This is a genomic window from Actinoplanes sp. 13, from assembly GCF_056134165.1.
In genome coordinates, this window is the sequence record NZ_JBVYOQ010000004.1 from 249,121 (window position 1) to 275,607 (window position 26,487).

Annotated in this window: 25 protein-coding genes; 7 read left to right on the forward strand and 18 right to left on the reverse strand. The window is 73.5% G+C overall.

Annotation, left to right across the window (positions count from 1 at the left end; all coding sequences use genetic code 11):
• Positions 1 to 127: 127 nt before the first annotated feature.
• Entirely contained in the window at positions 128 to 1,117 is a 990-nt protein-coding gene (locus AC0NH5_RS11535) for a helix-turn-helix transcriptional regulator (RefSeq protein ID WP_474402654.1), read from the reverse strand.
• Between the two features lie 91 nt (positions 1,118 to 1,208).
• On the opposite strand from AC0NH5_RS11535, the gene AC0NH5_RS11540 reads away from it, so the two are divergent.
• A complete protein-coding gene (locus AC0NH5_RS11540) occupies positions 1,209 to 1,577 on the forward strand; it encodes a VOC family protein (RefSeq protein ID WP_474402656.1) in 369 nt (122 codons plus the stop codon).
• 60 nt (positions 1,578 to 1,637) lie between these two features.
• Here AC0NH5_RS11540 and AC0NH5_RS11545 read toward each other — a convergent pair whose 3' ends face one another.
• Genes AC0NH5_RS11545 through AC0NH5_RS11560 form a run of 4 tightly spaced genes read right to left on the reverse strand, consistent with a single transcriptional unit; the run spans position 1,638 to position 9,068 of the window.
• Positions 1,638 to 4,355: an FtsX-like permease family protein gene (locus tag AC0NH5_RS11545; RefSeq protein WP_474402658.1), complete on the reverse strand. Its 2,718-nt coding sequence runs from the start codon at positions 4,353 to 4,355 to the stop codon at positions 1,638 to 1,640.
• The gene (locus AC0NH5_RS11550) at positions 4,352 to 7,486 is read right to left on the reverse strand and encodes an FtsX-like permease family protein (protein WP_474402660.1); all 3,135 of its coding nucleotides are present in this window, start codon (positions 7,484 to 7,486) and stop codon (positions 4,352 to 4,354) included. Before AC0NH5_RS11550 ends, AC0NH5_RS11545 begins: the two co-directional genes overlap by 4 nt.
• Positions 7,486 to 8,151 carry an ABC transporter ATP-binding protein gene (locus tag AC0NH5_RS11555; protein WP_474402662.1) on the reverse strand — a complete coding sequence of 222 codons (666 nt, stop codon included), beginning with the start codon at positions 8,149 to 8,151 and terminating at the stop codon, positions 7,486 to 7,488. The genes AC0NH5_RS11550 and AC0NH5_RS11555 overlap by 1 nt, the downstream gene beginning before the upstream one ends.
• Positions 8,148 to 9,068, reverse strand: a complete 921-nt coding sequence (locus tag AC0NH5_RS11560; RefSeq protein ID WP_474402664.1) for an ABC transporter ATP-binding protein — start codon at positions 9,066 to 9,068, stop codon at positions 8,148 to 8,150. The genes AC0NH5_RS11555 and AC0NH5_RS11560 overlap by 4 nt, the downstream gene beginning before the upstream one ends.
• A gap of 108 nt (positions 9,069 to 9,176) precedes the next feature.
• On the opposite strand from AC0NH5_RS11560, the gene AC0NH5_RS11565 reads away from it, so the two are divergent.
• Positions 9,177 to 9,593 (forward strand): VOC family protein, encoded by a 417-nt coding sequence (locus tag AC0NH5_RS11565; RefSeq protein WP_474402665.1) that lies wholly within the window; start codon positions 9,177 to 9,179, stop codon positions 9,591 to 9,593.
• A gap of 20 nt (positions 9,594 to 9,613) precedes the next feature.
• On the opposite strand, the gene AC0NH5_RS11570 is transcribed toward AC0NH5_RS11565, so the two are convergent.
• Genes AC0NH5_RS11570 through AC0NH5_RS11585 form a run of 4 tightly spaced genes read right to left on the reverse strand, consistent with a single transcriptional unit; the run spans position 9,614 to position 11,939 of the window.
• Complete coding sequence (locus AC0NH5_RS11570) at positions 9,614 to 10,024, reverse strand: arsenate reductase ArsC (RefSeq protein ID WP_474402666.1); 411 nt, start codon at positions 10,022 to 10,024, stop codon at positions 9,614 to 9,616.
• Positions 10,021 to 10,794, reverse strand: a complete 774-nt coding sequence (locus AC0NH5_RS11575; protein ID WP_474402667.1) for an aquaporin — start codon at positions 10,792 to 10,794, stop codon at positions 10,021 to 10,023. The genes AC0NH5_RS11570 and AC0NH5_RS11575 overlap by 4 nt, the downstream gene beginning before the upstream one ends.
• A gap of 40 nt (positions 10,795 to 10,834) precedes the next feature.
• On the reverse strand, positions 10,835 to 11,530 hold the full coding sequence (locus tag AC0NH5_RS11580) for an arsenate reductase/protein-tyrosine-phosphatase family protein (RefSeq protein ID WP_474402668.1): 696 nt from the start codon (positions 11,528 to 11,530) through the stop codon (positions 10,835 to 10,837).
• A 46-nt stretch (positions 11,531 to 11,576) separates the two neighbouring features.
• Positions 11,577 to 11,939 (reverse strand): ArsR/SmtB family transcription factor, encoded by a 363-nt coding sequence (locus AC0NH5_RS11585; protein ID WP_474402669.1) that lies wholly within the window; start codon positions 11,937 to 11,939, stop codon positions 11,577 to 11,579.
• Between the two features lie 94 nt (positions 11,940 to 12,033).
• On the opposite strand from AC0NH5_RS11585, the gene AC0NH5_RS11590 reads away from it, so the two are divergent.
• From AC0NH5_RS11590 to AC0NH5_RS11600, 3 genes are read left to right on the forward strand one after another with little or no spacing between them, the layout of a single operon-like run.
• Entirely contained in the window at positions 12,034 to 12,183 is a 150-nt protein-coding gene (locus AC0NH5_RS11590) for a hypothetical protein (protein ID WP_474402671.1), read from the forward strand.
• A gap of 49 nt (positions 12,184 to 12,232) precedes the next feature.
• The gene (locus AC0NH5_RS11595) at positions 12,233 to 13,642 is read left to right on the forward strand and encodes an NAD(P)-binding domain-containing protein (protein ID WP_474402673.1); all 1,410 of its coding nucleotides are present in this window, start codon (positions 12,233 to 12,235) and stop codon (positions 13,640 to 13,642) included.
• Between the two features lie 13 nt (positions 13,643 to 13,655).
• Positions 13,656 to 14,951 carry an MFS transporter gene (locus AC0NH5_RS11600; RefSeq protein WP_474402675.1) on the forward strand — a complete coding sequence of 432 codons (1,296 nt, stop codon included), beginning with the start codon at positions 13,656 to 13,658 and terminating at the stop codon, positions 14,949 to 14,951.
• On the opposite strand, the gene AC0NH5_RS11605 is transcribed toward AC0NH5_RS11600, so the two are convergent.
• From AC0NH5_RS11605 to AC0NH5_RS11615, 3 genes are read right to left on the reverse strand one after another with little or no spacing between them, the layout of a single operon-like run.
• Entirely contained in the window at positions 14,948 to 15,787 is an 840-nt protein-coding gene (locus AC0NH5_RS11605; protein ID WP_474402676.1) for a patatin-like phospholipase family protein, read from the reverse strand. The two genes, AC0NH5_RS11600 and AC0NH5_RS11605, sit on opposite strands and share 4 nt — an antisense overlap.
• 29 nt (positions 15,788 to 15,816) lie before the next feature.
• Positions 15,817 to 16,443 (reverse strand): hypothetical protein, encoded by a 627-nt coding sequence (locus AC0NH5_RS11610; RefSeq protein ID WP_474402677.1) that lies wholly within the window; start codon positions 16,441 to 16,443, stop codon positions 15,817 to 15,819.
• Positions 16,440 to 16,973, reverse strand: a complete 534-nt coding sequence (locus AC0NH5_RS11615) for an RNA polymerase sigma factor (RefSeq protein ID WP_474402679.1) — start codon at positions 16,971 to 16,973, stop codon at positions 16,440 to 16,442. Before AC0NH5_RS11615 ends, AC0NH5_RS11610 begins: the two co-directional genes overlap by 4 nt.
• 94 nt (positions 16,974 to 17,067) lie before the next feature.
• Between AC0NH5_RS11615 and AC0NH5_RS11620 the strand changes: the two genes are divergently transcribed.
• On the forward strand, positions 17,068 to 18,228 hold the full coding sequence (locus tag AC0NH5_RS11620) for an alpha/beta hydrolase family protein (protein ID WP_474402682.1): 1,161 nt from the start codon (positions 17,068 to 17,070) through the stop codon (positions 18,226 to 18,228).
• A gap of 98 nt (positions 18,229 to 18,326) precedes the next feature.
• Here AC0NH5_RS11620 and AC0NH5_RS11625 read toward each other — a convergent pair whose 3' ends face one another.
• Complete coding sequence (locus AC0NH5_RS11625) at positions 18,327 to 18,665, reverse strand: YnfA family protein (protein ID WP_474402683.1); 339 nt, start codon at positions 18,663 to 18,665, stop codon at positions 18,327 to 18,329.
• A 223-nt stretch (positions 18,666 to 18,888) separates the two neighbouring features.
• Here AC0NH5_RS11625 and AC0NH5_RS11630 point away from each other — a divergent pair, with 223 nt between their 5' ends.
• Positions 18,889 to 20,478, forward strand: coding sequence for a lysyl oxidase family protein (locus AC0NH5_RS11630; protein WP_474402684.1), 1,590 nt, complete (start codon positions 18,889 to 18,891; stop codon positions 20,476 to 20,478).
• Positions 20,479 to 20,582: 104 nt separating this feature from the next.
• Here AC0NH5_RS11630 and AC0NH5_RS11635 read toward each other — a convergent pair whose 3' ends face one another.
• The 5 genes from AC0NH5_RS11635 to rfbA all read right to left on the reverse strand — a co-directional run bounded on the left by AC0NH5_RS11635 (position 20,583) and on the right by rfbA (position 26,461).
• Positions 20,583 to 21,422, reverse strand: coding sequence for a GTP pyrophosphokinase (locus AC0NH5_RS11635; protein WP_474402685.1), 840 nt, complete (start codon positions 21,420 to 21,422; stop codon positions 20,583 to 20,585).
• A gap of 446 nt (positions 21,423 to 21,868) precedes the next feature.
• Positions 21,869 to 23,191, reverse strand: a complete 1,323-nt coding sequence (locus AC0NH5_RS11640; RefSeq protein WP_474402686.1) for a UDP-glucose dehydrogenase family protein — start codon at positions 23,189 to 23,191, stop codon at positions 21,869 to 21,871.
• Complete coding sequence (locus tag AC0NH5_RS11645) at positions 23,191 to 24,666, reverse strand: sugar transferase (RefSeq protein ID WP_474402687.1); 1,476 nt, start codon at positions 24,664 to 24,666, stop codon at positions 23,191 to 23,193. The genes AC0NH5_RS11640 and AC0NH5_RS11645 overlap by 1 nt, the downstream gene beginning before the upstream one ends.
• Positions 24,667 to 24,992: 326 nt before the next feature.
• On the reverse strand, positions 24,993 to 25,592 hold the full coding sequence (locus tag AC0NH5_RS11650) for a dTDP-4-dehydrorhamnose 3,5-epimerase family protein (RefSeq protein WP_474402688.1): 600 nt from the start codon (positions 25,590 to 25,592) through the stop codon (positions 24,993 to 24,995).
• Positions 25,589 to 26,461 (reverse strand): glucose-1-phosphate thymidylyltransferase RfbA, encoded by an 873-nt coding sequence (gene rfbA, locus AC0NH5_RS11655; protein WP_474402689.1) that lies wholly within the window; start codon positions 26,459 to 26,461, stop codon positions 25,589 to 25,591. Before rfbA ends, AC0NH5_RS11650 begins: the two co-directional genes overlap by 4 nt.
• Positions 26,462 to 26,487: the final 26 nt, after the last annotated feature.

Consider the following 26,487-nt stretch of genomic DNA (forward strand, 5'->3'; position numbering starts at 1 on the left):
GTCGTGCGCCGTCGGCGGGGAGCGCGGTGCGTGAGTGGGCAGGTCAGCCCGGCGGTCGCGGCAGAGCCGTGCGCTGCCGGTGAGGTCGCGCCGACGCTGCGGGACCGGGCATGGGGCGTACTAAATGTTATGAATTTTCTTGGTAGAGGGCGGCCATCCCCGTCGCGCTGGTTCTCATCAGGTCGCGCAGCTCCGGCGGGGCGAGGACCTCGACGTCGGCGCCGAGGCGCAGGAATTCGGCGTGGGCGTGCCGGACCGACTCGATGGGCAGGGTGAGTGTGGTCCAGCCGTCGGCGCCGGGCGGGGCGAGGTTGTCGCGGACGTTGCGGTTCATGGCGCGCGACATCAGGTACGGGATGCGGTCGAGGGCGGCCGGGGCGAGCCGGACGGTGGCCTGGTCGCGGTGGAGGCGGCGTTCGAAGTCGGCGGCCCAGGCCGACCAGGTGGCCGCCAGGTCGAAGCCGGCCGGGCGGTCGAACGTCTCGTCGAGCACGGTCAGGTCGAGGATCGTGGCGACGCGATAGGTGCGCAGGGCGGCGTCGGGGGACGGGACGCGGGCCACGAAATACCAGACGCCGGCCTTGAGCACGATGCCCAGCGGGTCGATCAGCCGGTCCACCTCGCGGGGTTCCCGCCAGCGGCGGTACCGCATCCGGCAGCGGTGGCGGTTCCAGACGGCGGCGGCGAGGGCGGCCAGGTGGGGATGGGTCTCGGTCTCGCGGAACCAGCCGGCGGCGTCGAGGTGGAAGCGGTCGCGGATCTCGCCGACGTGGCGGTTGAGGCGGGCCGGCAGGGCGGCCCGGAGTTTGAGCTCGGCGGTGGTGAGGACGGCGCCCAGGCCGAGTTCGGCGGCGGCGCCGGGCACCCCGGCCAGGAAGATCGAGCCGGCTTCCTGGGGGGTGAGGCCGGTCAGCCGGGTGCGGTAGCCGTCGAGCAGCTGGTAACCGCCGCCGGCACCCAGCTCGGCGTAGACCGGGACGCCGGCAGCGCTCAGCGCCTCGACGTCGCGGTAGACGGTGCGGACGGAGACCTCCAGCTCGTCGGCGAGCTGCCGGGCGGTGAGCCGGCCGCGGTCCTGCAGGAGCAGCACCAGAGAGAGGAGTCGGCTGGCACGCATGTCCCGAAGACTGCCACAGATGACCGACAGGAGATGTCAGCCATGGCGGGCAGGGTGGGCACCCGGAATCACTGCGACGAGGAGCATCGACATGACGGCACTGGCCCGCTTCGGCGGCATCTCCCTGGACTGCGACGACCCGGCGGCGCTGGCCGGGTTCTACAGGAGGCTGCTGGGGGTGGAGATCACCTACAGCAGCGACGACTTCGTCTTCGTCGGCGAGCCGGGGTCCACCGCGATGGGGTTCGTGAAAGTTGCCGAGTACGTGCCGCCGACCTGGCCGGACCCGGACGTGCCGAAGCAGGCGCACCTGGAGTTCGGGGTGGACGACCTGGACGCGGGGGAGGCGGCGGTGATCGGGATCGGGGCGACCAAACCGGAGTTCCAGCCGCAGCCGGACAGGTGGCGGGTGCTGCTGGACCCCGCCGGGCACCCGTTCTGCCTGAGCACGGCGGTGTAGCGGATCTGCCTGAGCGCGGCGGTGCAGCAGATTCGCTTGAGCGCGGCGGTGTAGCAGACCTCAGTCGCCGACCCGGAGCGTCTCGCTCAGCTGCCGGCGGCGGCGCAGGGCCGCCTCGATCGGGACGACGGCGGTGACCGCGATCAGCAGGGCCGCGGTCACCGCGCCGAGCAGGAGCCACGACGGGGCCGGCGCCGGCTCGCCCACCTGGAGCGTGAGCCGGCTCAGCGCGAGCGGCCCGAGCGTCAGCCGGGCGAGCAGGACGCCGAGCAGCGGCCCGGCCACCGCGGCGACCGCGACCAGCGGGACGATCTCGCCGGCGGCGACCCGTCGGGCGTCCCGCGGGCGCAGGCCCAGGGTGCGCAGGCGGGTCAGGGTCTGCCAGCGGCCGGGGGCGCCGGCCGCGGCGCCGAGGGCCAGCGCGAGCAGGCCGAGTGCGAGCAGGACGGCTGCGGCGGCCAGGGCCAAGGTGAGCAGGCCGGCGACGAGCGGGGCGTCCCGGCGGTCGGTGAGCACGCCGGTTCGCAGCACCCGGTCGCCGGTGGCCTCGGCCGTGGTGACGGCGGCGGCGGCGCCGGGACCGGTGACCCAGACGGTGTTGGGTGTGGTCGCGAAGCCGGCGGCGGCGAGGGTGGCCGCGTCGACCAGGACGACGTCGGGGACGCCGCCGATCGGCGGGGCGGCGCCGACGGCGGTCAGCGGGATCGGCCGGTCGCCGTCGCGGAGCAGTTCGAGGCCCATGCCGGGCCGCAGGCTGCCGTCGCCGGACCGGACCAGCGCGGGGACGGGCCCACCGGCGGTCAGCGCGGCCAGGCCGGGCTCGGCCGGCAGCGGGGTGTCGGCGAGCAGCGCGGCGAACGCGGCCGAGTCGACGGCCACCAGGATCGGGGCGACCGTCGTCTCGGCGGTGCCGAAGCGTTCGGCGTCGGTCACCCGGCCGGCGACCGCGTGCCGCACCCCGGGCTCGGCGGCGAGCCGGGCGGCGACCTCGGTGAACGACTCCTCCGCGTCAGGGGCGGCGTCGAGGCGGGCGTCGGCGCCGACGGCACGCCAGGCGCCCTCGGCGAGGCCGGTGGCGACGGTGCCGTGCACGGTCAGTGCGAACGAGGCGAGCGTGGCGCACGCGACCAGCGCCAGCAGGGGCAGGGCACGGCGCGAGGTGGCGGCGGCGCGGGCGGCGCCGAACACGGCCAGCGGGCGGCTGGAGCGCAGGGCGGCGCGCAGGGCGAGTCCGGCGCCGAACGGGAACAGCCGCAGCAGGACGAGCGCGCCGGTCAGCGCGCCCAGCATGGGTGCGGCGGCCGGGAGGCCGGCGCTGCTCTCCGGCCGTCCGGAGATGGCCGGCAGGACGCCGCGCTGGTGCAGGGCGACGAAGGCGGCGGCCGTGACGGCCAGCACGGCGATCTCGGCGGCGGCGCGGCGCAGCAGGACGGTGTCGCGGGCCCGGCGGCGGGCGGCGCGGTTGGCCGGGGCGCGCCGGTCGCGGGTGGCGCGGGCGGCGGCGAGGACGCCGAGGGCCGGTGCGGCGACGGCTGCGGCGAGCGCCACCGGCAGGACCCACGACCAGGAGACGGACCCCACGGCGGTACGCGCCAGAGCAACGCCCGTCAGCGCACCCACCGCCGCGACCACCGTGGACTCGAGCAGCAGCTCCACGCCGAGGGCGGGCAGTCCGGCGCCGCGCTGCCGGGCCACGGCCAGCGCCGGGGTGCGCCGCCGCACGAGCAGGTCGGCGGCGAGCAGCAGCACCAGCACGGCGCCCGCGAGCACGGTGGTGAGCAGCACCGACGCCTGCGCGGAGGCGGCGTCGACCTGCCGGGTGACGTCGCGCAGCACGGCGTCCAGCTGGGTGTTCCACGCCGGGGTGGTGTCCAGCTCGCCGGAGGTGGCCGAGCCGGCCTTCAACGTGACCGCGCTGGCCGCGATCGCCTGGGCGGACTCCATGGTGAGCACGTCCGGGTCGGCGGTGAAGTGCACGGCCCGCCGGAACGTGTCGTCGTCGAAGGCGAGCCGGGCGTCGGGCAGCGACGCGGCGGAGAGCAGCCCACCGAACCGGGTGGTGCCCCGGCCGTCCTCGCCGCCCACCGGACCGAGCAGCCAGGGGGCGAGCCGCCAGGCCGGCGCGGCCGGGTCGACGGGGCGGAAGACGCCGCTGACCCGGACGTCCTTGGGGTTCTTCAGCTCGTCCTTGAGCGGCAGCCGGTCGCCGGGCCGCACGCCCAGGCCGGCCGCCACCGGCTCGGACACCCCCACCCACACGGTCCAGGGCGGGCCGCCCTCGGGCATCTCGGCGAAGTCGTCGGTGACCGCCGGCCCGGGCGCCGTCCCGGCGATCCAGGTCACCGCCGGGCCACCGCCGGAGTCCAGGTAGGCCACCCGGAAGGTGCGCTGCACGCTGCCGTCGTAGACGTTGAGCGTCGGGCCGGTGGCCGTGATGATCGGGGCTTCGAGCACCGTCTCCAGGTCGCCGGCGAGATCCTCCAGGGTCCGGTCCCGGACCGCCGTCAGGTCCTCGTGCAGGTAGGGCTGGCGGGCCCGGCCGGTCTGGGTCCAGTCCGGCGCCCAGCGGGCCTGCGCGACGACGGCTGCCCGGTCACCGGCGTCCCGCACGGCCTTCCGGACGGCCTGGTCGGCGGTGGCCCGGAGCAGGCCGGGCACCGCGGCGGCGAGGACACTCACCAGGGCGACCACGGCCGCGCAGAGCAGCAGGGGCCAGGCGTCGGCGCGGGCCCGGCCGAGCACGCTGGGCCAGTGCGGCCGGGCCGCCGGCCGCCTCACGAGTCGACCCGCAGGTGAGCGGCGTCGGCGCGCCGGGACTGGACGATCACCACGAGACCGGCGGCCAGCGTGCAGACGGCGGCCAGCGCGGCGATCAGGGCGGCCTCGGCGCCCCACGGCCACAGCGGCACGACCGGCGGGGCGGGTTCGGCGCCGGTGGCCGAGCGCACCAGCAGCGGGGCGACCAGCCGGGTGCCGAGCGCGCCGACCAGGGCGCCGGCCAGCACCATCGGGAGCAGCACCAGGGCGTGCTGGCCGAGCAGGGCCCGGCGCACCTCCCGCCGGGTCATCCCCAGCCCGCGCAGCCGGGCCACCTCGACGGCGCGCGCCCGCAGGTCGTGTGTGACGTGCAGGACGATGCCGGCGAGCAGCAGCAGCACGGCCGCCGGGACGAGCAGGCGCAGCACCCCGGGCAGCACGGACGGCACCGGCCCGGAGCTGAGCCGCACGATCTCGCCGGCCCGGGTGGTCACCGGCCCCAGGTGCAGGTCCGCGGCCCGCGCCCCGGCGTCGGGCCGTGCGGTGGCGGCCCACCAGGCGTCCACCGGGAAGTCCGGCTCACTGCGGACGATCAGGGCCCGGGACAGCGTGTCCAGGTCGGCGAGGACGGCCGGCGCGTCGGGCGCGGACGGGACCGCGGGCACCACGGTGGCGACGACGACCGGGATGGCGGCGGTGTTCACGGCGATGTCCAGCTCATCGCCGGGCCGGGCGCCGATCTGGCCGGCGAAGGCCTCGGAGACGGCGACCGGCACCGGCCCGGGGACCGGGAACGCGGTGGCGATCAGCTCCCGGGCCGCCTCCATCGGGCCGCCGAGCTCCACCGTGGCGGTCATCCGCAGCCGTGTCGCGGTATCGCCGGCGTCCGCGGTGACGGCCGGCTGGCGCAGCTGCTCCGGCCAGGGCTGGCCGGAGGTGGCCGTCCAGGCGCCGGCGCCGGAACCGGGAACGGTCAGGGTGGCCTCGATCCGGCTCGTCCCGGCGCCGTCCCAGGTGATCGAGTCCCCGGCGACCGGCATCGTCACGGCCACCAGGCGCAGGCCGTCGACCCGTGCGCAGTCCGGCAGCCGGTGCGGGCGGCCGTCGAGCCGGACCGGCAGTCCGGTGCAGGCGGTCCGCAGCCCGGTGACGTCCTCCAGCACCAGCCGCGGGGTCACTGTCAGCGCGGGCCCGCCGCTCGCCGTCCCGGTCAGCGTGACCGTGGCGCCGGCCGAAACCGCGATGCCCTCGGCACGGTCCTTGGGCGCCAGCATCGCGCCCACGTCGTCCCAGGTGCGCCCGCCGTCGAGTCGTCCGCGCAGCACCTCGCCGGCCCGGCGGGCGTCGATACCGACCAGCCGCGGCGGCTCGCCGTCGCCGCCCAGCCACTGGCCGACCGACATGCCCCGGTCGGCGGCCGGGCGCACCGTCCCGCCGGTGGCCGCGGCGATCGCCGCGCCCTGGCCGGCCACCGGCGGAGCGGCCAGGGCCAGCACAACGTCGGCGCCGGTCGCCAGGTCCGCCTGGTCGCGTTGTGAGCGGGCCCAGGTGGCGTCGAACGCGATCCCGAACGTGGCCGCCGCGCAGGCCAGGGTGATCAGCAGCCCGGCGGCGGTGGCCTGCGGGCGGCGGGCGGCCTCGGCGACGGCGAGCGGCAGGGCCAGTCCGCCGGCCCGGCGGGCGAGCCGGTCGGCGGCGGCCAGCGCGGGCGGCACCAGCCGCAGGGCCAGGGCCGCCCCGGCGGTGAGCAGCAGGGCCGGGGCCAGCACGCGGACCGTGTCGACGCGCGGGTCGGAGCCGCCCGGCTGGGAGTTCAGCTGCCACCAGCCGCCCGCCGCGAGCGCGACGAGGAGCAGGTCGGCGCCGGAGCGGGCGAGCAGGTCGCGCCGGGTCCGGGCGCCGGCCGCCGGCGCCGGCCGGATCGCCCGGACCACCAGCAGGACGGCGAGGGCCACCGCGCCGGCCAGCACCGCGCCGATCTGGGCGGGGGAGACCGCGGGACTGGTGGCGAGCCCGGCGCCGGCGAGCGGCGGCAGGTGCGTCAGGGCCGAGTGCGCCAGCGCGGAGCCGGGCACGGCGAGCGCGGCGGCCAGCAGGGCCAGTGACCCGGCCTCGGCGGTGGCGACCAGCGCCAGCCGGCCGGGGCCGGTGCCCATCGCCGAGAGCAGGGCGGTCTCCGGGGAGCGCAGCTCGGCGGTGAGCCGGCCGGCCAGCGCCAGCGCGGTCCCGGTCAGCACCAGCCCGAGCACGGCGACGGCGAGCACCGCGCCGTTGGTGACCTGCTGCTGGGCGCGGGTGGCGAACAGGGTGACCGGCCAGTCCGAGGCGACCCGCTCGATCTCGACCCGGTCGCCGAGGATCCGGGCCAGCTTCGGGTCCGCGTCGCCGATCGCCCGGGTCACGGCGGTCAGGTCGGCCAGGTCCGGCGCGGACAGGTCGGGCCGCGCGGTGATCTCCAGGCGGGCGATCGCCGAGCCGCCGTTCAGCAGGTCGTCGAGGCCGACCAGGAACGGCCCGTACGCCGGGCCCTTCTCCAGCGCGGTGCCGTCGTTGAAGGCGAGGTCGTAGCCGGCCCCGGCCAGCGGGTCACGGTCCCAGCCGGTGCCGGGCAGGGTGCGTACGACCCCGACGACGGTGACCGTGACGGCCGGCGCGGACTCGCGGGCCATCTCCTCGCCCAGGCGCACCCGGCTGCCCGGCCGCAGCCCCAGCAGCCGCGCGGTCGATTCCAGCACCACCGACTCGCCCCGGGCCCGCGGCCACCGCCCGGCGGTCAGCGCGGCCCGCCGTGGCAGGTCGTCGACCGCGCTGAGATAGGCCGCCGCCCGGGCGGGGCCGGGAAGCTCGCGCATCACCGAGGAGGCGCGCGCCGCCGTGCTCGCGGTGAACGGCCGCAGCGTGCCGGTGAGCAGCTCCCGGGTGTCGGCAGCCACCGCGGCGGCGTCCTCGCCGGTCATCGCCACCGTGTACGCGGTGACCTCCATCTGCTCCGGCGTGGCCCGGGCCGCCGCCTGCTCCAGCGCCTGGTCCGCCGTCCGCGTCACCAGCAGCGTGCAGACGCCGAGCAGCGTGGCCCCGATCGTCACCACGGCGAGCAGCGAGGCGAGCAGCTGCCACTGGGCGCGGGCCCGCCGGGCGAGCAGAACCAGCATCAGGTCTCGTCGACCCGGCCGTCGCTGATCCGGATCACCCGGTCGGCGAGCGCCATCATCACCGGGTCGTGGGTGGCCACCAGCGCGGTGACCCCCTCCGACTCGACCACCCCGCGCAGCAGCGCCATCACCGAGCGGCCGGTCTCCGCGTCCAGCTGACCGGTCGGCTCGTCGGCGATCAGCAGGCGCGGCGAACCGGCCAGCGCGCGGGCGATCGCCACCCGCTGCTGCTGGCCGCCGGACATCTCGCCGGGCCGCTGTGCGGCGTGCTCGCCGAGACCGACCAGGTCGAGCAGCAGCGCCACCCGGCGTTCCCGGTCCGCGGCCGGCGTCCGGGCCAGCCGCAGCGGGGCGCCCACGTTCTCCGCCGCCGACAGGACCGGGATCAGGCCGAACGTCTGGAAGACGTACGACACCTTCTCGCGCCGCAGCCGGGACAGGTCGTCCTCGTCCATCGCGGTGACGTCGGCGCCGTCGACCACGACCGTGCCGGCGTCCGGGCGGTCCAGGCCGCCGATCACGTTGAGCAGCGTGGTCTTGCCCGACCCGGAGCGACCGACCAGGGCGACCATGGTGCCGGGGGCGACGTCGAACGAGACGTCCCGGACCGCGTGCACGTCGCCGAAGCTGCGGCTCACCCCGCGCACGCTCAACAGCGCGCTCATGCGTCCGGCCGGATCGTCACGTGGTCCGCCTCCAGCGCCAGCCGCACCCGGCGGGTCAGGTCGAGTGTCTCCCGGTATTCGCGCGGGATCTGAACGCGACCGGCCCGGTCCATCACCGCGTACTCCTCCGCGATCACGTGGGTGTTGCCGTCCTCGGCGGTGGCGGTGCGGCGCAGCACCTCGCTGCTGGTCCGGCCGTCCCGGATGGCGACGGTCCGCTCCACCTGCCCGCTCACCTCGGGGTCGTGGGTGACCACCACGACGGTCACCCCGAACTCCCGGTTGACGTGCCGCAGCGCCTCGAAGACCTGCGCCGAGGTGGCGGTATCCAGCTCACCGGTCGGTTCGTCGGCGAACAGCACCCGCGGCTGGTTGGCGAGGGCCACCGCGATCGCCACCCGCTGCTGCTGGCCGCCGGACATCTCGGCCGGGCGCCGGTTCGCGCAGTCGCCCACCCCGAGGGTGTCCAGCAGCTCCCGGCTGCGGGCCCGGCGGGCGCGCCGCGGTGCGCCGGCCGCGGCCATCGGCAGGTCCACCACCTGCTCGGCGGTCAGGTAGGGGACCAGGTTGGTGGCGGTCTGCTGGCGGACGAAGCCGACCATGCCGCGGCGGTAGCGGACCCGGTCGGCGCGGGACATGCCGAGCAGGTCCCACTCGCCGACCCGGGCCCGCCCGGCGGTCGGCGCGTCGATCCCGGCCAGGATCGACAGCAGCGTGGATTTCCCGGAACCGGAGGCGCCGACCACGGCGACCATCTCGCCGCCGTCCACCAGCAGGTCGAGGCCCTGCAGCGCCTGCACCTCGATCGAGCCGGTCTGATAGATGCGGACCAGGCTCTCGCACACGATCAGCGAGTCGTGGCCGAACTCGGGCGCCTTCGGCGGCGGCTGCGGCAACGACAGCGGCTGCTTGGTCATCGCGCTCCCCGGTCCGGCCCGCTGATCATCGCCGTGACGATAGCCCCTCCCGGCCAGCCCCGCGGATAGCGGTCATCCGATGGCCGCTATCCCGGGCACGCTCGGATCATGACTCTTGACCGCTCGGGATCCCGGATCGACCACCTCAACGTCGCCGTGCCCGACCTGAACGCCGCCGTCGCCTTCTACGAGCCGGTGCTGGCCGCCATCGGCATCACGAAGATGCTGCAGATCCCGCCGAACGCGACGCCGAACCAGCCGACGGCGATGACCGGTTTCGGGCTGGCCGACGTCAAACCGTATTTCTGGCTCATCGACGGCGGGACCGTCGGTACGAACATGCACCTGGCCTTCACCGTCGACACCCGCGCCGACGTGGCGACCTTCTATGACGCCGCCTTGGCGGCCGGCGCCACCGCCGTGCTGCCGCCCGCCGTGCACCCCGAATATCACGGGGACTACTACGGAGCCTTCGTGCTGGACCCGCACGGCATCAACCTGGAGGCGGTCTGTCACCGCCCCTGACGGCACCGGCGGTCCGTCAGTCAGGCGACCGGGAGCAGGTCCGCGAGCAGCACCTCGATGCGGGCCTTGATCTCGTCGCGGATCGGGCGGACCGCGTCGACGCCCCGGCCGGCCGGGTCCTCGAGCTTCCAGTCCTCGTACCGCTTGCCCGGGAAGACCGGGCAGGCGTCGCCGCAGCCCATCGTGATGATGACGTCGGACTCCTGGGCGGCGTCCCAGGTGAGCTTGGTGGGTGTCTGGTCGGTGATGTCGATGCCGACCTCCCGCATCGCCTCCACCGCGGCCGGATTGATCGTCTCGGCGGGCTCGGAGCCGGCCGAGCGGACCTCGACCTTGTCGCCGGCGAGGTGGCGCAGCCAGCCGGCGGCCATCTGCGAGCGGCCGGCGTTGTGGACGCAGACGAACAGCACGGTGGGCCTGGTGTCGCTCATGGGTGGGGCTCCTGTCGGTGGGTGGTGAGCGGGGTCCGGATGTCGGAGCCGGCGTCGTCGTGCGGGACGACGGCGTCGGCGTGGTCGCCGGCGTGCGGGTACAGCGCCACCACCAGGCCCACTCCGGCGAGGAGGCCGGCGAGTTGCGCCAGCACGAACCCGGGCACCGAGGCCGGGGCGATGCCGGCGAAGGTGTCGGTGAACGCGCGGCCGGCGGTGACCGCCGGGTTGGCGAAGCTGGTGCTGCTGGTGAACCAGTACGCGGCGCCGATGTACGCGCCGACCGCGGCCGGGGCGACCGAGGCGCGACCGGACCGGACCAGCGCGAAGATCAGTAGCAGCAGGCCGGCGACGGCGACGACCTCGCCCAGCCACAGGTGAGCGGCGGCGCGGTCTTTCGTCGACATCGTGACCGGGGCCAGGTCGAACATCAGGTTCGCCAGGATCGAGCCGGCGATCGCTCCCAGGGTCTGCGCCAGCGCGTACCCCCCGAGGTCTTTGATCGTCAGACCGGTGCCGCCGCGGCGGCCGAGGAACCAGTCGGCGGCCGAGACGACCGGGTTGAAGTGGGCGCCGGAGACCGGGCCGAACGTCAGGATGAGCGCGCCCAGGGCGAACGCGGTGGCGATCGAGTTCTGCAGCAGCTGCAGGCCCACGTCGCCGGGCGAGAGCGCGGTGGCCATGATGCCGGAGCCGACGACGGCGGTGACCAGCAGCGCGGTGCCGAGGAACTCGGCGAGCAGCCGCCGCCACAGGGTGATCGGGCGCATGAGAGTGGGATGACTCCGGGTCGTGTCGGTGGACGTGGGTTCAGCCGGTGCCACGGTCGGCTCCCGGGTCGAGGGCGGGCGCGATCCGGTCGATGCGGTCGGCCAGGTCGGTGTAGGTGGCCTCGAACGCCTCGTCGGTGTCGACGCGGGCCGGGTCGGGCACGGACCAGTGCAGCCGCGGCCGGATCGGGCCGGTGAGGTTCTCGTGGGCGCTGTCGCAGACGGCGATGATCAGGTCGCCGTCGTGGACCACGTCGTCGACGTGGCTGGTGCCGGCCGGGTCCAGGGCCAGACCGTGCTCGTGGGCGACCCGGACCGCCCGGGGGTGGACCCGCTGCGCCGGGAGCGTGCCGGCCGACGCGACGTCGCCGCCGATGCGGTGCCGCCAGAGGGCCGCGGCGAGCTGGGAGCGGGCGGAGTTGCGGGTGCAGACGAACACCACCCGGTCGGCACTGTCCAGCCGTGGCGCGGTCAGCGACGACAGCACGCCCGGCACCAGCCGCAGGTAGGTGCGGCGGCGGTCGCCCTCGGACCGGGTCCGGACGAGCAGCCCGGCCTCCTCCAGGACCTTGACGTGGTGGGCGACGAGGTTGGTGGGCATGTCGAGGTCGGCGGCGATCTCACCGGGGGAGGCGTCGCCGAGGGTGAGCGCGTCGACGATCGCGAGGCGGGCGGGTTCGCCGAGGGCGGCGTGCACCCGGGCCCGCGCTGCCAGCGACGACGTCTCAGCCTTCATTGACTCAATGATTGCTGAGCTTTCCTGTCCGCGCAACCCCGGCGCGTCAGCCCACCGTGAGCAGGGCGGCGAGCTGGCGCATGATGCCGGGCCGCGGCCGGTAATAGACCCAGGTGCCGCGGCGTTCGGCGTCGACCAGGCCGGCTTCGCGCAGCGTCTTGAGGTGGTGCGAGATGGTCGGCCCGGACAGCTCGAACGCCGGCGTCAGGTCACAGACGCACGCCTCACCCTCGGGGGCGGACGCGATCATCGACATCAGCCGCAGCCGCACCGGGTCGCCGAGCGCCTTGAACGCCGGCGCCAGCAGGGCGGCGGTCTCCGCGGGAACCGCCTGCTGCGCGAGGGGAGGGCAGCACGGCGTCTCGGCGTCGAGGTCGAGCAGGGTGAGCGACCCGGCTTGTTTTGTCATGCGTCTAGGTTGACATCCATCAAAACAACGTGCAACTCTCTGTTTCGAGAAACGTCTACTTCAACGGACGTCGAGACAACATGAAGGAGTTGCCATGTTCCGGTTCCTCACCCGCCGCACCCGTGCCGCCGAGGGCGTCCGCTTCTGCGACGGCTGCGCCGAGGTCACCACCGCCGCCCAGCGCGCCGAGCGCCACTACGAGCAGTCCCGCACCCACTGGCAGCCGCTCGGCCTGCCGCGCTGACATTCCCCGGCAGACCCGCACGCCCCTTCCCCGACAGGAGTCATCTCTCGTGACCAGCAACTTCCCCGAACTGCCCGTCGTGGTCATCGGCGCCGGGCCGGTCGGCCTCGCCGCCGCCGCGCAGCTGACCGAACGCGGCCTGCCGTTCCTGGTTCTCGAAGCGGGCGACGAACCCGCCGCCGCGGTCCGGGCGTGGGGGCACGTGCGGCTGTTCTCGCCGTGGCGGTTCAACATCGACCCGGCCGCAGCCCGGCTGCTGGCCGACGCCGGCTGGGTGCGTCCCGACGACGACAAGCTGCCCACCGGCGCCCAGCTCGCCGCCGACTACCTGCAGCCGCTGGCCGACCTTCCCACGATCAAACCCCATGTCCGGTACGGCGCCCGGGTCGCCGCCGTGACCCGGCTCGGCCTCGACCGGGTGCGCAGCCTCGGCCGTGAGCAGACCCCCTACCTGGTCCGCCTCGCCGACGGCGCGGACGTCCTCGCCCAGGCCGTCATCGACGCCTCCGGCACCTGGGGGCGGCCGAACTGGCTCGGCGCGTCCGGGATCCCCGCACACGGCGAGGTCGCCGCGGCCCGGTTCGTCGAGTCGGCGCTGCCGGACGTGCTCGGCCGTGACCGAAACCGGTTCGCCGGAAAACACGCCCTGGTCGTCGGCGCCGGGCACTCCGCCGCCAACACGCTGCTGGCCCTGGCCGAGCTGGCCGAGCAGGCCCCCGGCACCATCGTGAGCTGGGCGATCCGGGCGACCAGCCCGGCCCGCACCTATGGCGGCGAGGCGGCTGACGCGTTGCCGGCCCGCGGGGCACTCGGGTCCCGGCTGCGCGAACACGTCGAGAACGGCACCATCACGCTGCTCACCGGTTTCCCGGTGGAGAGCGTCGTCGTCGACGGCGAGCGGGTGGCCGTGTCCGACGGCGAGCGGACGGTCGTGGTCGACCGGATCGTGTCGGCGACCGGGTTCCGGCCGGACCACGCGATCACCGGTGAGCTGCGCCTGGACCTGGACCCGATCCTGGGCTCCACCCGGGCCCTCGCCCCGCTGATCGACCCCAACGAGCACTCCTGCGGCACGGTTCCGCCGCACGGCATCGACGAGCTCACCCACCCGGAGCCCGGCTACTTCGCCATCGGCGTCAAGAGCTACGGCCGCGCGCCGACGTTCCTGCTGGCCACCGGTTACGAGCAGGCCCGCTCGGTGGTCGCGGCCCTGGCCGGGGACTGGGACGCGGCGCGGGACGTGCGGCTGGACCTGCCGGAGACCGGGGTGTGCAACAGCAACCCGGTCGCCGGCGATGACATCATCGCCGCCGGCGGCGGCTGCTGCGGCGCCCCCGCCGCGGAACCGGCCGGGCGCGGGCTCGCCACCGGCATCTCGGGTGGGCTGCTCACTGCCCCGCTGAACCTGATCACCCTCGGCGAGAAGCCCGTCGAGGGCCAGGCCGGCTCCTGTTGCTGACCCGGTGGGCACCATGGATCCGCCGGCTGCCGGCCGCGGCCGGCGGGTGTTCCACGGCTGGTGGATCGTCGCCGCCTTCGCCGTCACGCAGACCATCGGGTACGGCAGCCTCTACTACGCCTTCGCCGTCCTGCTCCACCCGGTCGCCGCCGATCTGCGCACGTCGCCGGCGGTGGTGACCGGGGCGTTCACCACAGCGATCCTCGCCCAGGCCACGGCTGCCGTCCCGGTCGGCAAGTGGCTCGACCAGCATGGCGGCCGCGCCCTGATGGCCACCGGCACGATCCTCGGCGCCGCCATGCTGGTGGCCTGGTCGCAGGTCCGTACGACCTGGCAGCTGTACCTGATCTTCGCCGGGCTCGGTGTGGCGATGGCGATGGCGCTCTACGAGGCCGCCACCGCGGTGCTCGTCTCCTGGTTCGACGCCACCCGGCGGCCGCGGGCGATCCTCGGCATGATCGTCGTCGCCGGTTTCGCCAGCACCATCTTTCTGCCCCTGACCGGCGGGCTGACCGACCGGTACGGCTGGCGCACCACCCTGGTGCTGCTCGCGACGCTGTACGCGACCGTTGCCGTACCGCTGCACCTGCTCGTCGTCCGCCGCCCACCGGCGCCCTCCCGGAGGACCCGGCGTGGGGATTCCGCGCTGCGCCGGACGCTGATCCGGGCGGCGATCCGCGACAGCCGGTTCTGGTGGCTGGCCACCGGATTCGTCGCGCACGCCGCCGCGATGACCGCCATGACCGTCCACCTGGTCGGCTACCTGGTCAGCCGCGGCCACCCGGCCACCTTCGCCGCGACCATCGCCGGCCTGCTCGGCGTCCTGTCCGTGACCGGCCGGCTCCTGCTCACCGCCACCGGACGCCGGCTCCGCCTGCACCGCGTGGTCGCCGCCGTCTTCGCCCTGCAGGCCGCCGCCGCACTCGGCCTGCCCCTGGTCGCGGGCAGCCGCCCCGGGGCGATCCTCGCCGTCACCGCGTTCGGGCTCGGCTTCGGCATCTCCAGCCTCGCCACCCCGCAGCTGCTGGCCGACCGCTACGGCACCACCGCTTACGCCGGCATCGCCGGCGCCCTGGCCACCCCGGTCACCCTCGCCAAGGCGGGCGCTCCCCTCGCCGCCGCGGCACTGCTCACCGCCACCGGCGACTACACCCTGGTCCTGATCCTGATCGGCGCCGCGAGCCTGATGGCCGCCGTCGGCATCCTCACCCGCGCCACCGCACCGGCACCGGCGGCAGCGCAGCTGTCCGTCCAGCCGCACGCCACGGCCGGCAGCGCGGAGCCGGCCGGCGGCCCCGCGCAAACCTAGGCCTCCCAGACGGCCCGGACCGCCTCGGCCAGCTCCTCACCCTGGCGCAGACCGGCCCGCACCGACGGCGCCCGCCGTGACGGATCCATGAAGTTCAGGCCGATCGCCTCGGCAGCCGCCTCATCCGGCTCGATCAACAGGCTCCGGCCCGCCCCGGTGGCGGCCATCTCCCCGCGGACCCGGTCCCGGTTCAGCGCCGCCATCGGGGCGATCACCACGAGCCGCTCGGCGCCGACGGCCAGATCCGCCCCGGCGCCCAGGCGGACCCCACCGTCCATGTACCGCCGATCCCCGATGGTCACCGGCGGCATGAGGCCGGGAACGGCGCAGCTGGCGGCCACTGCCCGCTCCAGCGGAGCCCCGGAGGCCGCGTCGAGCACCACGTCCGCACCGTCGGCGGTGTCCACCACGACGATGCGCAGGTCGCGTTCGGGCCAGTCGCGGACCGGCAGCAGAGCGCCCATCCGGCTGACGTAGCGGTCCTCGCCGGTGGTGGTCGCGCCGAGTGCGTAGGCGCCGACCCTGCGGCGTGCCTCCCGCGGGGGCACGGACCGGTCGGCGAGCACCGCGAACGCCTGCATCGCGCGGCTGACGTTGTCGCCGCTGCTCGCGCCGCCCGCCCGGGGTGGGTCGGCCTGCTGTTCCTGGAAGGCGACCGCCGCGCCGAGGTCGTGGCCGGCGGCCACGATGGTGCCCACCACCGAGCCGGCCGACGTGCCGATGACCACGTCGGCGTCCCGCAGCGGGATCCCGGCCTTCTCGAGGCCGCGGAGCACACCCAACTCCCACGCGATGCCGGTGACGCCGCCGCCACCCAGAACCAGAGCTCTCGTCACGTACCGGACGGTAACAAGGTGCCGCCCGCTCAGAAAGCCCGCTCATAGAGCTCGATCAGTTGCGGTGTGTCGGCCGCCCCGGTGTATCCGCAGATCAGCACTTCTCCGTCGGCGGAGGCGATCAGATAGTTCGCGCCGTCGCGGAACCGTGTCGCGCCCAGCAGTCGCTCGGTGGCCTCGTCGGTCTGGGTGACGGTGACGCGACTCGCCGGGGCGCCCCGGTACACCCGGGTCACGGTCAGCGTGACCGTGTCGCCGGCGATCCCGGTGACCGTGCCGGCGAAGGCGAAGTCGGTACCGGTCCGCAGTCGCTCCGGTTCGGGATCGGCGCATTTGGCGTCGGCGCCACCGGCGACGGTCAGGTCGACCGTGCGGCCCTGCGCGGTCGCCAACGGCGGGACCGCCGGCGGGGTCAACGGCGGGGAGGAAGGCGCGGACGGCCGGGTCAGCGCCCAGCCGAGCCCGGCGGCGATGAAGACGACGACGGCGGCGAGGGCGAGCGCCGGCCGCCGGGCAGTGGTGGTTCCCGCGCGGGGTGCGGCGGTGTCGGTCATGGCATGCTCCATCAAGGTCTCGGCCCGGTCCTCAGGGAGTGCGGGAAGCGATCTGGCCGGATCCGTGCGGCGCAGACGGGCGCGCAGGTCGTCGTCGGTCACGGTCGGCCCCCTTCTCTCGACTTCTCATGTCCTGCCGGCGCGCCGGTCTTTCGCAGCTGCTCGCGGAGCCGCTGCTTGGCCCGGTGCAGCCGGAGGTGGGCGGCGTTGGCGGAGATGCCGAGCGCCACCGCGATCCGCCCGGGCGCGAGGTCCTCCCACGCCCAGAGGCGCAGCAGTTCGGCGTCCTCCGGTCGCAGCGCCGCGAGGGCGGCGCCGAGTTCGTCGTCGGGCAGGGCGGGACCCTCAGTCACCGCGGGTGGCGGGTCGAGCAGGCCGATCCGGGTGATCAGCCGGGCTCGGCGACGGCGGCCACGGTCGGCGTTGGCCAGGCAGAGACGGGCGATGCCGTACGCCCACGGCAGGTGATCGCCGGGCATCTCGTCGATGCGCCGCCAGCAGACGAGGAGGGTCTCCGAGAGCACGTCGTCGGCAGTCGCCGGATCCGTCCGCCGGGCGAGGAACCGGCGGACGGCATCGATCACCGACGGCGCCGCGGCCTCGAACCGCGCCCGGCGGTCGTCCAGGTTCACAAGGTCCACCCTTACCCATGTCCGGCACCGGTCGCTGTCTTTCCGGTCAATATGGGGGCTGGCGCCAAACTGTTTGTGGTGGAAACCTGTTGGCATGACAATCAATACTGCTCTCCACCGCCGGACCCTCCTGACCGCCGTCCTGGCTGCCGGAGCCGCGGCGCCCCTGGTCGGCGCCGGCCAGGGGCGGGCGGCTCCCACAGCCTCCCGTCCGGTACGGATCAGGCTGCCCCGGCCGACCGGACCGCACCGGGTCGGCATCGTTCCGCTGCATCTGATCGACGAGGCGCGCGACGGGCGCGAGCTGATGGCCGACGTCTGGTACCCCGCCGCCGGGGGCAGCTCGCGTCACCCGGTGGCGCCGTGGCTGCCTGCCGCACCGCTGCGGGAACTGCTCCTGGCCAGCGATCTCGACCTCGTGGCGCCGCCCGCCACGTCCGGCCGGGTGGGCGCTCCGGTACGGCGCGGGCTCGGTCGGGTGCCGGTGATCCTCTATTCGCACGGCAACAACGGTTGCCGCCGCGAAGCGACCATCGTGGTCCAGGAGCTCGTCAGCCACGGATACGTGGTGGTCACGGTGGATCACACCGACGACGGATACAGCCAGTTCCCGGACGGGCGGCTGAGCCTGCCCACCGAGGATCCGTTCACGCCGTGGGACGCGGCGGCCGACGACCGGTTCGTTCTCGACCGGATCGAGGACCTGGCCGCCGGGCGCAACCCGGATGCCGGGCGGCGCCGGCTGCCGGACGATCTGGGCGCGGTGCTGGACCTGCGGCGGGTGGGGATGTTCGGCTGGTCCAAGGGCGCCACGTCCACCGCGCTGGTGATGAACCAGGACCGGCGGGTGCGGGCGGGGCTCAGCCTGGACGGGCCCCTCGAGTGCGATCCGCCGATCGTGGCGGTGGACCGGCCGTTCATGCTGATGACGTCGGAGCACAGCCGGGCCGCGTCGCCGAGCGTCGCAGACGTCTGGGCGTACCACCTGACCGGGTGGCGGCTCAATGTGCACGTCGACGCGGCGGTGCACAGGTCGTACATCGATCATCAGTGGCTTATCCCGCAACTGGCGAAGGCCACCGGGATGAGCGACGAGGAGCTGGCCGGCTGGGTGGGGACCTTCGATCCGGTGCGCGCGGTGCGGGTCCAGCAGGCCTATCCGCTGGCTTTCTTCGATCGGCACCTGCGGCGGAGGCGGAGCCGGCTGCTCGACGGGCCGAACCCGGCCTTCCCCGAGGTCCGCTACCTCCCCTGACCCGGCTGCTCGGCCGGCTCCCGGAGCTGTTCCAGGGCTCATGCGGCAGCTCGGGGGCCGGCCGGGAGCGGCCGGCTGTCTCGTGGAGGCGATGAGGGTCAGGCGGGGGAGCGGGGGGCGTACATGATGATCGCCACGCCGGCGAGGCAGACGGCGGCGCCGATCAGGTCCCAGCGGTCCGGGCGGAAACGGTCCACCACCATGCCCCAGGCCAGCGAGCCGGCGACGAAGACACCACCGTAGGCGGCCAGGATGCGGCCGAAGTTCGGGTCCGGCTGAAAGGTGGCGACGAAGCCGTAGGCGCCGAGCGCCAGCACGCCGCCGGCGATCCACCACAGGCCGCGGTTCTCCCGCCAGCCCTGCCAGATCAGCCAGGCGCCGCCGATCTCGGCGAGCGCGGCCAGGGCGAACAGCAGCAGGGAGCGCAGCACAGTCACGGTGCGTCACGCTACCGGGAGGGCGGGGCGGGTGCTCAGGTCGTACCCCCGAGGTCTGGTGGTGACCGCTCCGGGCCGCACCCGGCGTGCCCTTCATCGGCCCTTCTTGATCTCCCCGATTCGTGCCATCGCGCGCCGCCTTCACAGGATCTTCACAGGCGTCCTATTTGGATGACTCCGGCATCGGCCGGACCCCCGCCGGCCGCCCGACCGGAAGGAACACATGACTGACCCGACGAACCGTCGTCGCACCCGGCTGCTCACCGCGGGCGCGGTGACCGGCGCGCTGGTGCTCACCGCGGTAGGGGTGGGTGTGGCCCAGGCGGCCGCGACCCCGCCGCCGCTCTCGTTCGTGGCCGCGACCAACGCGGTCACCGCGGAACGGTACGAGTACGACGGCGAAGTGTGGCTCTCCTTCGACCTCGGCCTGCACGTCATCGCCGGCAAGGACCCGTTCGAGATCTGGGCGAAGCGCGCCGGCTACGACAAGCCGATCGTCGCGGAGCGGACGGTCGTCAAGAACGGCAAGAAGACGAAGGTGGCCCTGCCGGCCGGCATGGTCGCCGACTTCTACGGCCTCAAGGACTTCGTCACGATCACCATCGCCGACGGGGCGGGCAAGACGGTCAAGGAGTACTCGACCGCGTTCTGCGGCAACAGCTACTCCTCGGCGCGGACCCGGCCGGACGCTCCGGCGACCAGCCCGTACCCGACCGGGTGCGGCGGCTACAACCCGTTCACGCTCGGTGCGGTGTGGGGCATCCAGGCCGGGTGGAACGCCCAGGTGCCGGACCAGCCCGCCTATGACGAGAAGAACCCGTCGTTCGACCTGCCGAACGGCGAGTACACGGCCAGGGCCACGGTGAACCCGGCCTACCGGTCGATGTTCGGCATCCCGGAGGCGAACGCGTCGGCGACCGTCGGCCTGACCGTGGTCGACGGTGAGACCGGCGAGAAGGGCCTGGCCCGCGCGCTGAAGGCGGACGCGGTCGAGGACCGGGCGGCGGTGCCGCCGCTGCCGGACGAGCATGCCCTGCACGCCGGTCAGGGCGACGCGAGCCGTCAGGTGTCGTCGCGCCTGCCCGAGTTCCGCGCCCCGGCCAAGCGGCCCACCACCGTGAAGGCGGTCCCGGCCGGACCGAAGCCCGACCTCAAGTCGCTGCCCGCGTGGGGGATCTCGCTCTCGGAGGAGGACGGCAAGCAGTACGTGAACTTCGGCGCCACGGTGTGGAACGCCGGCACGTCCCCGCTGCTCGTCGACGGCTTCCGCCGCACCGGCACCGAGCTGATGGACGCCTACCAGTACTTCTTCGACGCCAAGGGCAACCAGGTCGGGTCGAAGCAGGCGGGCACCATGGAGTGGGACCCGCGGGAGGGCCACTTCCACTGGCACTTCACCGACTTCGCGCAGTACAACCTGCTGACGTCGGACCAGAAACTCGCCGTGCGCAGCGGCAAGGAGTCGTTCTGCCTGGCCAACACGGACGCGGTGGACTTCACGATCCCCGGCGCGAAGTGGCGCCCGGAGAACACCAGCCTGGAGACCTCGTGCGGCGCGAACACCACGGTGGCGGTGCGTGAGGTGCTCGACATCGGCAACGGCGACACGTACAGCCAGGACCGTCCCGGCCAGTCGTTCGAGATCACCGATCTGCCGAACGGCACGTACTACATCCAGACGCTGGCGAACCCGGACAAGAAGCTCGCCGAGCTGGACACCAAGAACAACTCGTCGTTGCGCGAGATCATCCTGGGCGGCACGGCGGCCGAACGCACCTTGACGGTCCCGCCGGTGCACGGCATCGAGGGTTGATCCGTCTTAACCAGGTGAGACGCTTTCTCGTTGAGACGTGTTTCGGCGGCATCGCGGGCTGATGCCGAGGCCGTCCCGGTCCGTGGGGGACCGGGGCGGCCGTCTCAGCGCCGGGGCCCGTGGATCTCCCGGTGCAGGCGCTCCATCTTCTGGTCCAGCCGCGCGGCGTCCTCCGCGGCCTCGACCAGCTCCCGTCGCAGCGCCGCCGGAACCTCGGGATCGTGCTTGTAATAGATCTTGTGCTCCAGGCTGGCCCAGAAATCCATCGCCACCGTGCGCAGCTGCACCTCGACCGGCACCGCCACGACCCGGTCCGACATGAAGACCGGGATCTCCACGATCAGGTGCAGGCTGCGGTAGCCGTTCATCTTCGGCCGCGTGATGTAGTCCTTGGTCGCGACGAGGTTGACGTCCGGCTGGCGGGTGAGCATCTCCGCCACCGTGTAGACGTCGGAGACGAAACTGCACACGATCCGGATGCCGGCGATGTCCCGGATCCGCGCCCGCAGATCGTCGAAGGTCAGCGGGCAGCCCAGCCGCCGTGCCTTGGCCGTCAGACTCGCCGGTGTCTTCAGGCGCGGGCTGACGTGCTCGATCGGGTTGCCGCGCCCGCGGTGCGTCAACTCCTCGGCCAGGATGGTGATCTTCGTGTTGATCTCCGCGAGCCCGAAGCGGTAGACCATCATGAAGTTGTTCAGGTCCTCCATCAGCTCGTGCAGGACCTCCGGATCCTGCTGGGCGGCACCGAGCGCCGCGGCCAGGCGGCCGTCGGAGGCGGCCTTGCCGTTGCGCCGGACGAGTTCCTTGCGGCCGGCCCGCACCCACTCGCCGTGCTCGGGGAGCTCGCGGTGCGGTGGCTGCTCGCGGCCGGCGTGCACGCGGTCGCCGTGCTGGGGCATCGCGTCGGGCGGGCCCGGTGCGGCCTCGGGCGGTTCGGTGGTCACGGTGCTCACTTCCGCGGCTCTCCTGCTGCTCCGGTGATCATCATCGCCGTCCCGGGGCGCGCTCGGGCGGCAATCACGGGGATGGGCGCGCCGGTCGAGTGTTCGGGCCGGCCGTCATGCATGATCCCAGGCCGTTTTTGTTGCGTGACTGCCGGCCGGGGTCGGCGGGCCGGGGTTGCGCATGATCCCGGGCCGTTCTGGCGGCGTCAGTGCCGGCTGAGTGGCTTGGTGGCGGCACCTCAGGTGGGTGAGTGGGCAGCTCAGCCCGGCGGTCGCGGCAAAGCCGTGCCCAGGCAGCCGGTCGCGGGGAGCAGGCGGCACCCCGTGGCCGTGGCGGGGACGCGGGTGACGCGTACAAGAAAGGTGCTGTCGTCCTGTGTGTGAAGTTGGGGTGCGTATCGAGCCGCAACTTCACACGCTGAGGGTGGGTGGGGAGGGGAGCGGCGTCAGGGGCGGCCGAGGGCGCGGTATTCCCAGCCGGCGGCGCGCCAGTGGGCCGGGACCAGGGCGTGCCGGCCGTCGACGATCTTGCGGTCGGTGACCACCGCGGCCATCGCGGAGGGTTCGATGTCGCGGAATTCGTTCCACTCGGTGAGCAGGACGACGACGTCAGCGCCGCGGGCGGCGTCGAGGGCGCCGGTGGCGTATTCGAGCTGCGGGTGGACGCGGCGGGCGTTGTCCATGGCGGCGGGGTCGTAGACGACGACGTCGGCGCCCATGGCGCGCAGGGTGGCGGCCACGTCGAGAGCGGGGGCGTCGCGGATGTCGTCGGAGTTGGGTTTGAAGGCGGCGCCGAGGGCGGCGATGCGCTTGCCGGCGACATCGCCGCCGCAGAGTTCGACGACCAGGTCGACGGTGCGGGCGCGGCGGCGGCGGTTGATGCCGTCGATCTCGCGGAGGAAGCCGACCGCCTGGCCGACGCCGAGCTCCTCGGCGCGGTGGGCGAAGGCGCGGATGTCCTTGGGCAGGCAGCCGCCGCCGAAGCCGAGGCCGGGGCGCAGGAACTTGCCGCCGATCCGCTCGTCGTAGGCGAGGGCCTCGGCCAGGTCGTGCACGTCGGCGCCGGTGGCCTCGCAGATCTCGGCCATCGCGTTGATGTAGGAGATCTTGGTGGCCAGGAACGAGTTGGCGGCGACCTTGACCAGCTCGGCGGTCTGCAGGTCGGTGACCTTGACGGGCACGCCCTGCTCGAGCACCGGGCGGAACGCGGCGCGCAGCTGTTCCTCGGCCCAGCCGGAGGTGACGCCGAAGACCATCCGGTCCGGTTTCATGGTGTCGTCGACGGCGAAGCCCTCGCGGAGGAACTCCGGGTTCCAGGCGAGTTCGATCTGGTCACCGGCGGGCGCCAGCTCGCGCAGCACACCCGCGAGCCGGGCGGCGGTGCCGACCGGGACGGTGGACTTGCCGACGACCAGGGCGCGGCGGCGCAGGTGGGCGGCGAGTGAGGTGATGGCGGCGTCCACATATCTCAGGTCGGCGGCTTCCGACCCCTCCTGCTGGGGGGTGCCGACGCAGACGAAGTGGACGTCGCCGAACTCGCCCGCCTCGGCGAAGTCGGTGGTGAACCGCAGCCGGCCGGACTCGAGCGCCTTGGTGAGCAGCTCGGGCAGGCCGGGCTCGAAGAACGGCACCTCGCCGGCGTTCAGCTTGCGGATCTTGACCGGGTCGACGTCGACGCCGATCACCTCGTAGCCCATCACGGCCATGCAGATCGCGTGGGTGGCGCCGAGATAGCCGGTGCCGATCACGGTGAGGCGGGGAAGGGTCATCAGTAGGCTCCCGAGCTGCGGACGACCGCGCTGACGGTACGGAACAGGATCGCGACGTCCATGGCGAGCGACCAGTTCTCGACGTAGGTGAGGTCGAGCCGGATCGACTCCTCCCAGGACAGGTCGGAGCGGCCGGACACCTGCCACAGGCCGGTGAGGCCGGGCTTGACGACGAGCCGGCGGAGCATGTCGGACGGGTAACCGGCCACCTCGCGGGCCAGCGGCGGGCGCGGGCCGACCAGCGACATGTCGCCCTTGAGAACGTTGACCAGCTGGGGCAGCTCGTCGAGGGAGAACCGGCGCAGCCACTTGCCGATCGGCGTGATCCGCGGATCTTTACGGATCTTGAACAGGCCGTCGTTCTCGTTGTGCTGCTCCAGCTCCTGGAGGCGGGCCTCGGCGTCGACCACCATGGTGCGGAACTTGTAGAGCATGAACGGCCGGCCGTCCTTGCCGACCCGTTCCTGACTGAAGATCGCCGGGCCGCGGCCGCCGGGCCCGAACATCACCAGGCCGGCGAGGACGAGCAGCAGCGGAGCGGTGAGGATGAGCAGGAACAGCGCGCCGAGCCGGTCGAAGACGGTCTTGATGATCCGGGCGCTGCCCTTGAGCTTGGGGTGCTCGACGTGCAGCATCGGCAGGCCGTCGACCGGGCGGATGGTGGTGCGGTCGCCGGCCACGTCGACGAGCGTGCTCGCCACGATCAGGTCGATCTCGTCGCGTTCCAGTTGCCAGGCCAGGCGGCGCAGGGCCGCGCCGTCGATCTCCGGGCAGGCCAGCACGACGACGGTGTCCGCGTCGGACCGGGTGACGGCGGAGGCGACCCCGTCGAAGGTGCCGTAGACCGGCGGCAGGCCCGGGGTGAGCCGGGTCCGGGTGACGCCGGGCGGCAGGCAGGCGCCGATCACGCCGAGACCGTGGTACCGCTCGTTGCGCAGCCGCCGGGTCATGTCGATGACCGCGCGTTCGTGACCGACCAGGATCACCCGGTGCAGCCGGTCGCCGTGCGCCCACGAGCGGTGCAGGCTCTGCCGGTACACGTACCGCGCGGCCAGATCCACGATGATCGCCAGGGGCATGGCGATCAGCACGTACCCCCGGGCCAAACGCAGATCGAACGCGAAGGAAACAATTGCCACTCCGGCGGTGAGCGCCAATCCTGATCGGAATACCCGGGCGTACTCGTCGCTGCCGACGAACAGGTGACGCGGCTCATAAGCCCGGTTGACCGCCAGGCACGCCATCCAGGCGACCGGGAATAACAAAGTCAACAATAAGTACTCGCGCATATGGGGCTGGCCGCTGGCCGGGCCGAAGCGCAGGATCAGGCCGGCCGACGCCGCCGCGAGGCCCACCGCGAAGTCGAGGAGGTACAGGTTCCTCGCGTATCGGCCCTGCCACCCGGCGCGGGCCTCACTGGCCCGCGTCCTGGTCTTGAGCTGCAGCGCTGCCTCGCTGAGGTCCAGGGTCGCCACTTGTTCGGTTGTCTGCACGCCTCGCCCCCGTCATCGACCGCGGCCACCCAGGTCCGGATGCCGGACCGACTGAAACTCTGCTCCGGAAAATCTGTCCCGCGCTGGCACCCACGGGACACTCAGGACAGACTGCTGAACTGTGCCCCTCCAGCGCTACACCTTTACGTTCCCTCCGTTTGCCGTTTCGGCTGATGCCCGGAACTAAAAGGTGCAGAGCATGCAGATCGGACCAACCAGATTCGCGCAGGTCAACTGCGATGCGTGACCGGGCGCCTACTACACGAAATGGGGGCGCGTCAATGTCCATTAGAAAGTGTCTATTGTAATCATCGCGACTGAAGCGATTTCGCCCACGTCCGGCACTCGTCGTGACGGGGCAGCAGCCCCGCCGCGCGCGCCTCGGCCAGGGTCGGCGCCACGCCGTCCTTGCCGGAGAGCAGCGGTGCGGCGACCGGCCAGTCGATGCCGAGCTCCGGGTCCAGCGGGTGGATGCCGTGCTCGTGGCCGGGACGGTAGGTGGACGAGCAGAGGTAGGCCACCGTGGCGCCCTCGGTGAGCGCGCAGAAGCCGTGCCCGAGGCCCTCGGCGAGGTAGACCGCCCGCCGGTCGGTGTCGTCGAGCCGGACCGCCTCCCAGGCGCCGAACGTCGGCGAGCCGACCCGGATGTCCACGATCACGTCGAGCACCGCACCGGACACGCAGGTCACATATTTCGCCTGGCCGGGAGGCACGTCGGCGAAGTGGACGCCCCGCACCACGTCCCGCGCCGAGGTGGAGAGGTTCGCCTGGGCCAGGTTGAGCGGGTGGCCGACGGCGTCCGCCAGGGCGTCGAACCTGTACCACTCGAGGAAGGCGCCGCGGGCGTCGCCGTGCTGCACCGGGGTGACCTCGAACGCGCCCTCGATGGTCAGCGGCCGGATCTTCACCGGGCCTCCTCGTCCAGCAACTGGACCAGGTACTGCCCGTACCCGCTCTTCAGCAGTGGAACGGCCAGCTCACGCAACTGCTCGTCGGAGATGAAGCCGAGCCGCCACGCCGCCTCCTCCACGCATCCGATCTTCAAACCCTGACGCTCCTCGATCACGCGCACGTATTCCGAAGCCTGCACCATCGACTGGAAGGTCCCGGTGTCGAGCCACACCGTCCCGCGATCCAGGACGGTCACGTCCAGCCGGCCCTGCCGCAGATACTCCTCGTTGACCGCGGTGATCTCCAACTCGCCGCGCGCGCTGGGCTGCAGCTTGTCGGCGATCTGGACCACATCGGCGTCGTAGAAGTAGAGGCCCGGCACGACATAGCGGGATTTGGGCTCTTCCGGCTTCTCCTCGATGGACCGCACCTTGCCGGATTTGTCGAACTCGACCACGCCGTACCGCTCCGGGTCCGCCACCGGGTAGGCGAAAACCCGCCCGCCGCCGGGCGAGGCGAACCGCGCGAGCTGCCGGCCCAGGCCGACGCCGTGGAAGATGTTGTCGCCGAGGATCAGCGCGACCGGCTCGTCGCCGATGAAGTCGGCGCCGATCCGGAACGCCTGGGCGATGCCCTCCGGCCGGGGCTGCGCCGCGTACGACAGGGCCAGCCCGAACCGGCTCCCATCACCGAGAAGCCGCTGGAAGTGCGGCTGGTCCTCGGGCGTGGTGATCACCAGGATCTCCCGGATCCCGGCCGACACCAGGGTGGTGAGCGGGTAGTAGACCATAGGCTTGTCGAAGATCGGCATGAGCTGTTTGGACATGGCCATGGTGATCGGCCAGAGCCTCGAGCCGGTCCCACCGGCCAAAAGAATTCCGCGCACCGGGCGACCCTAATCTTGGGCGGCAA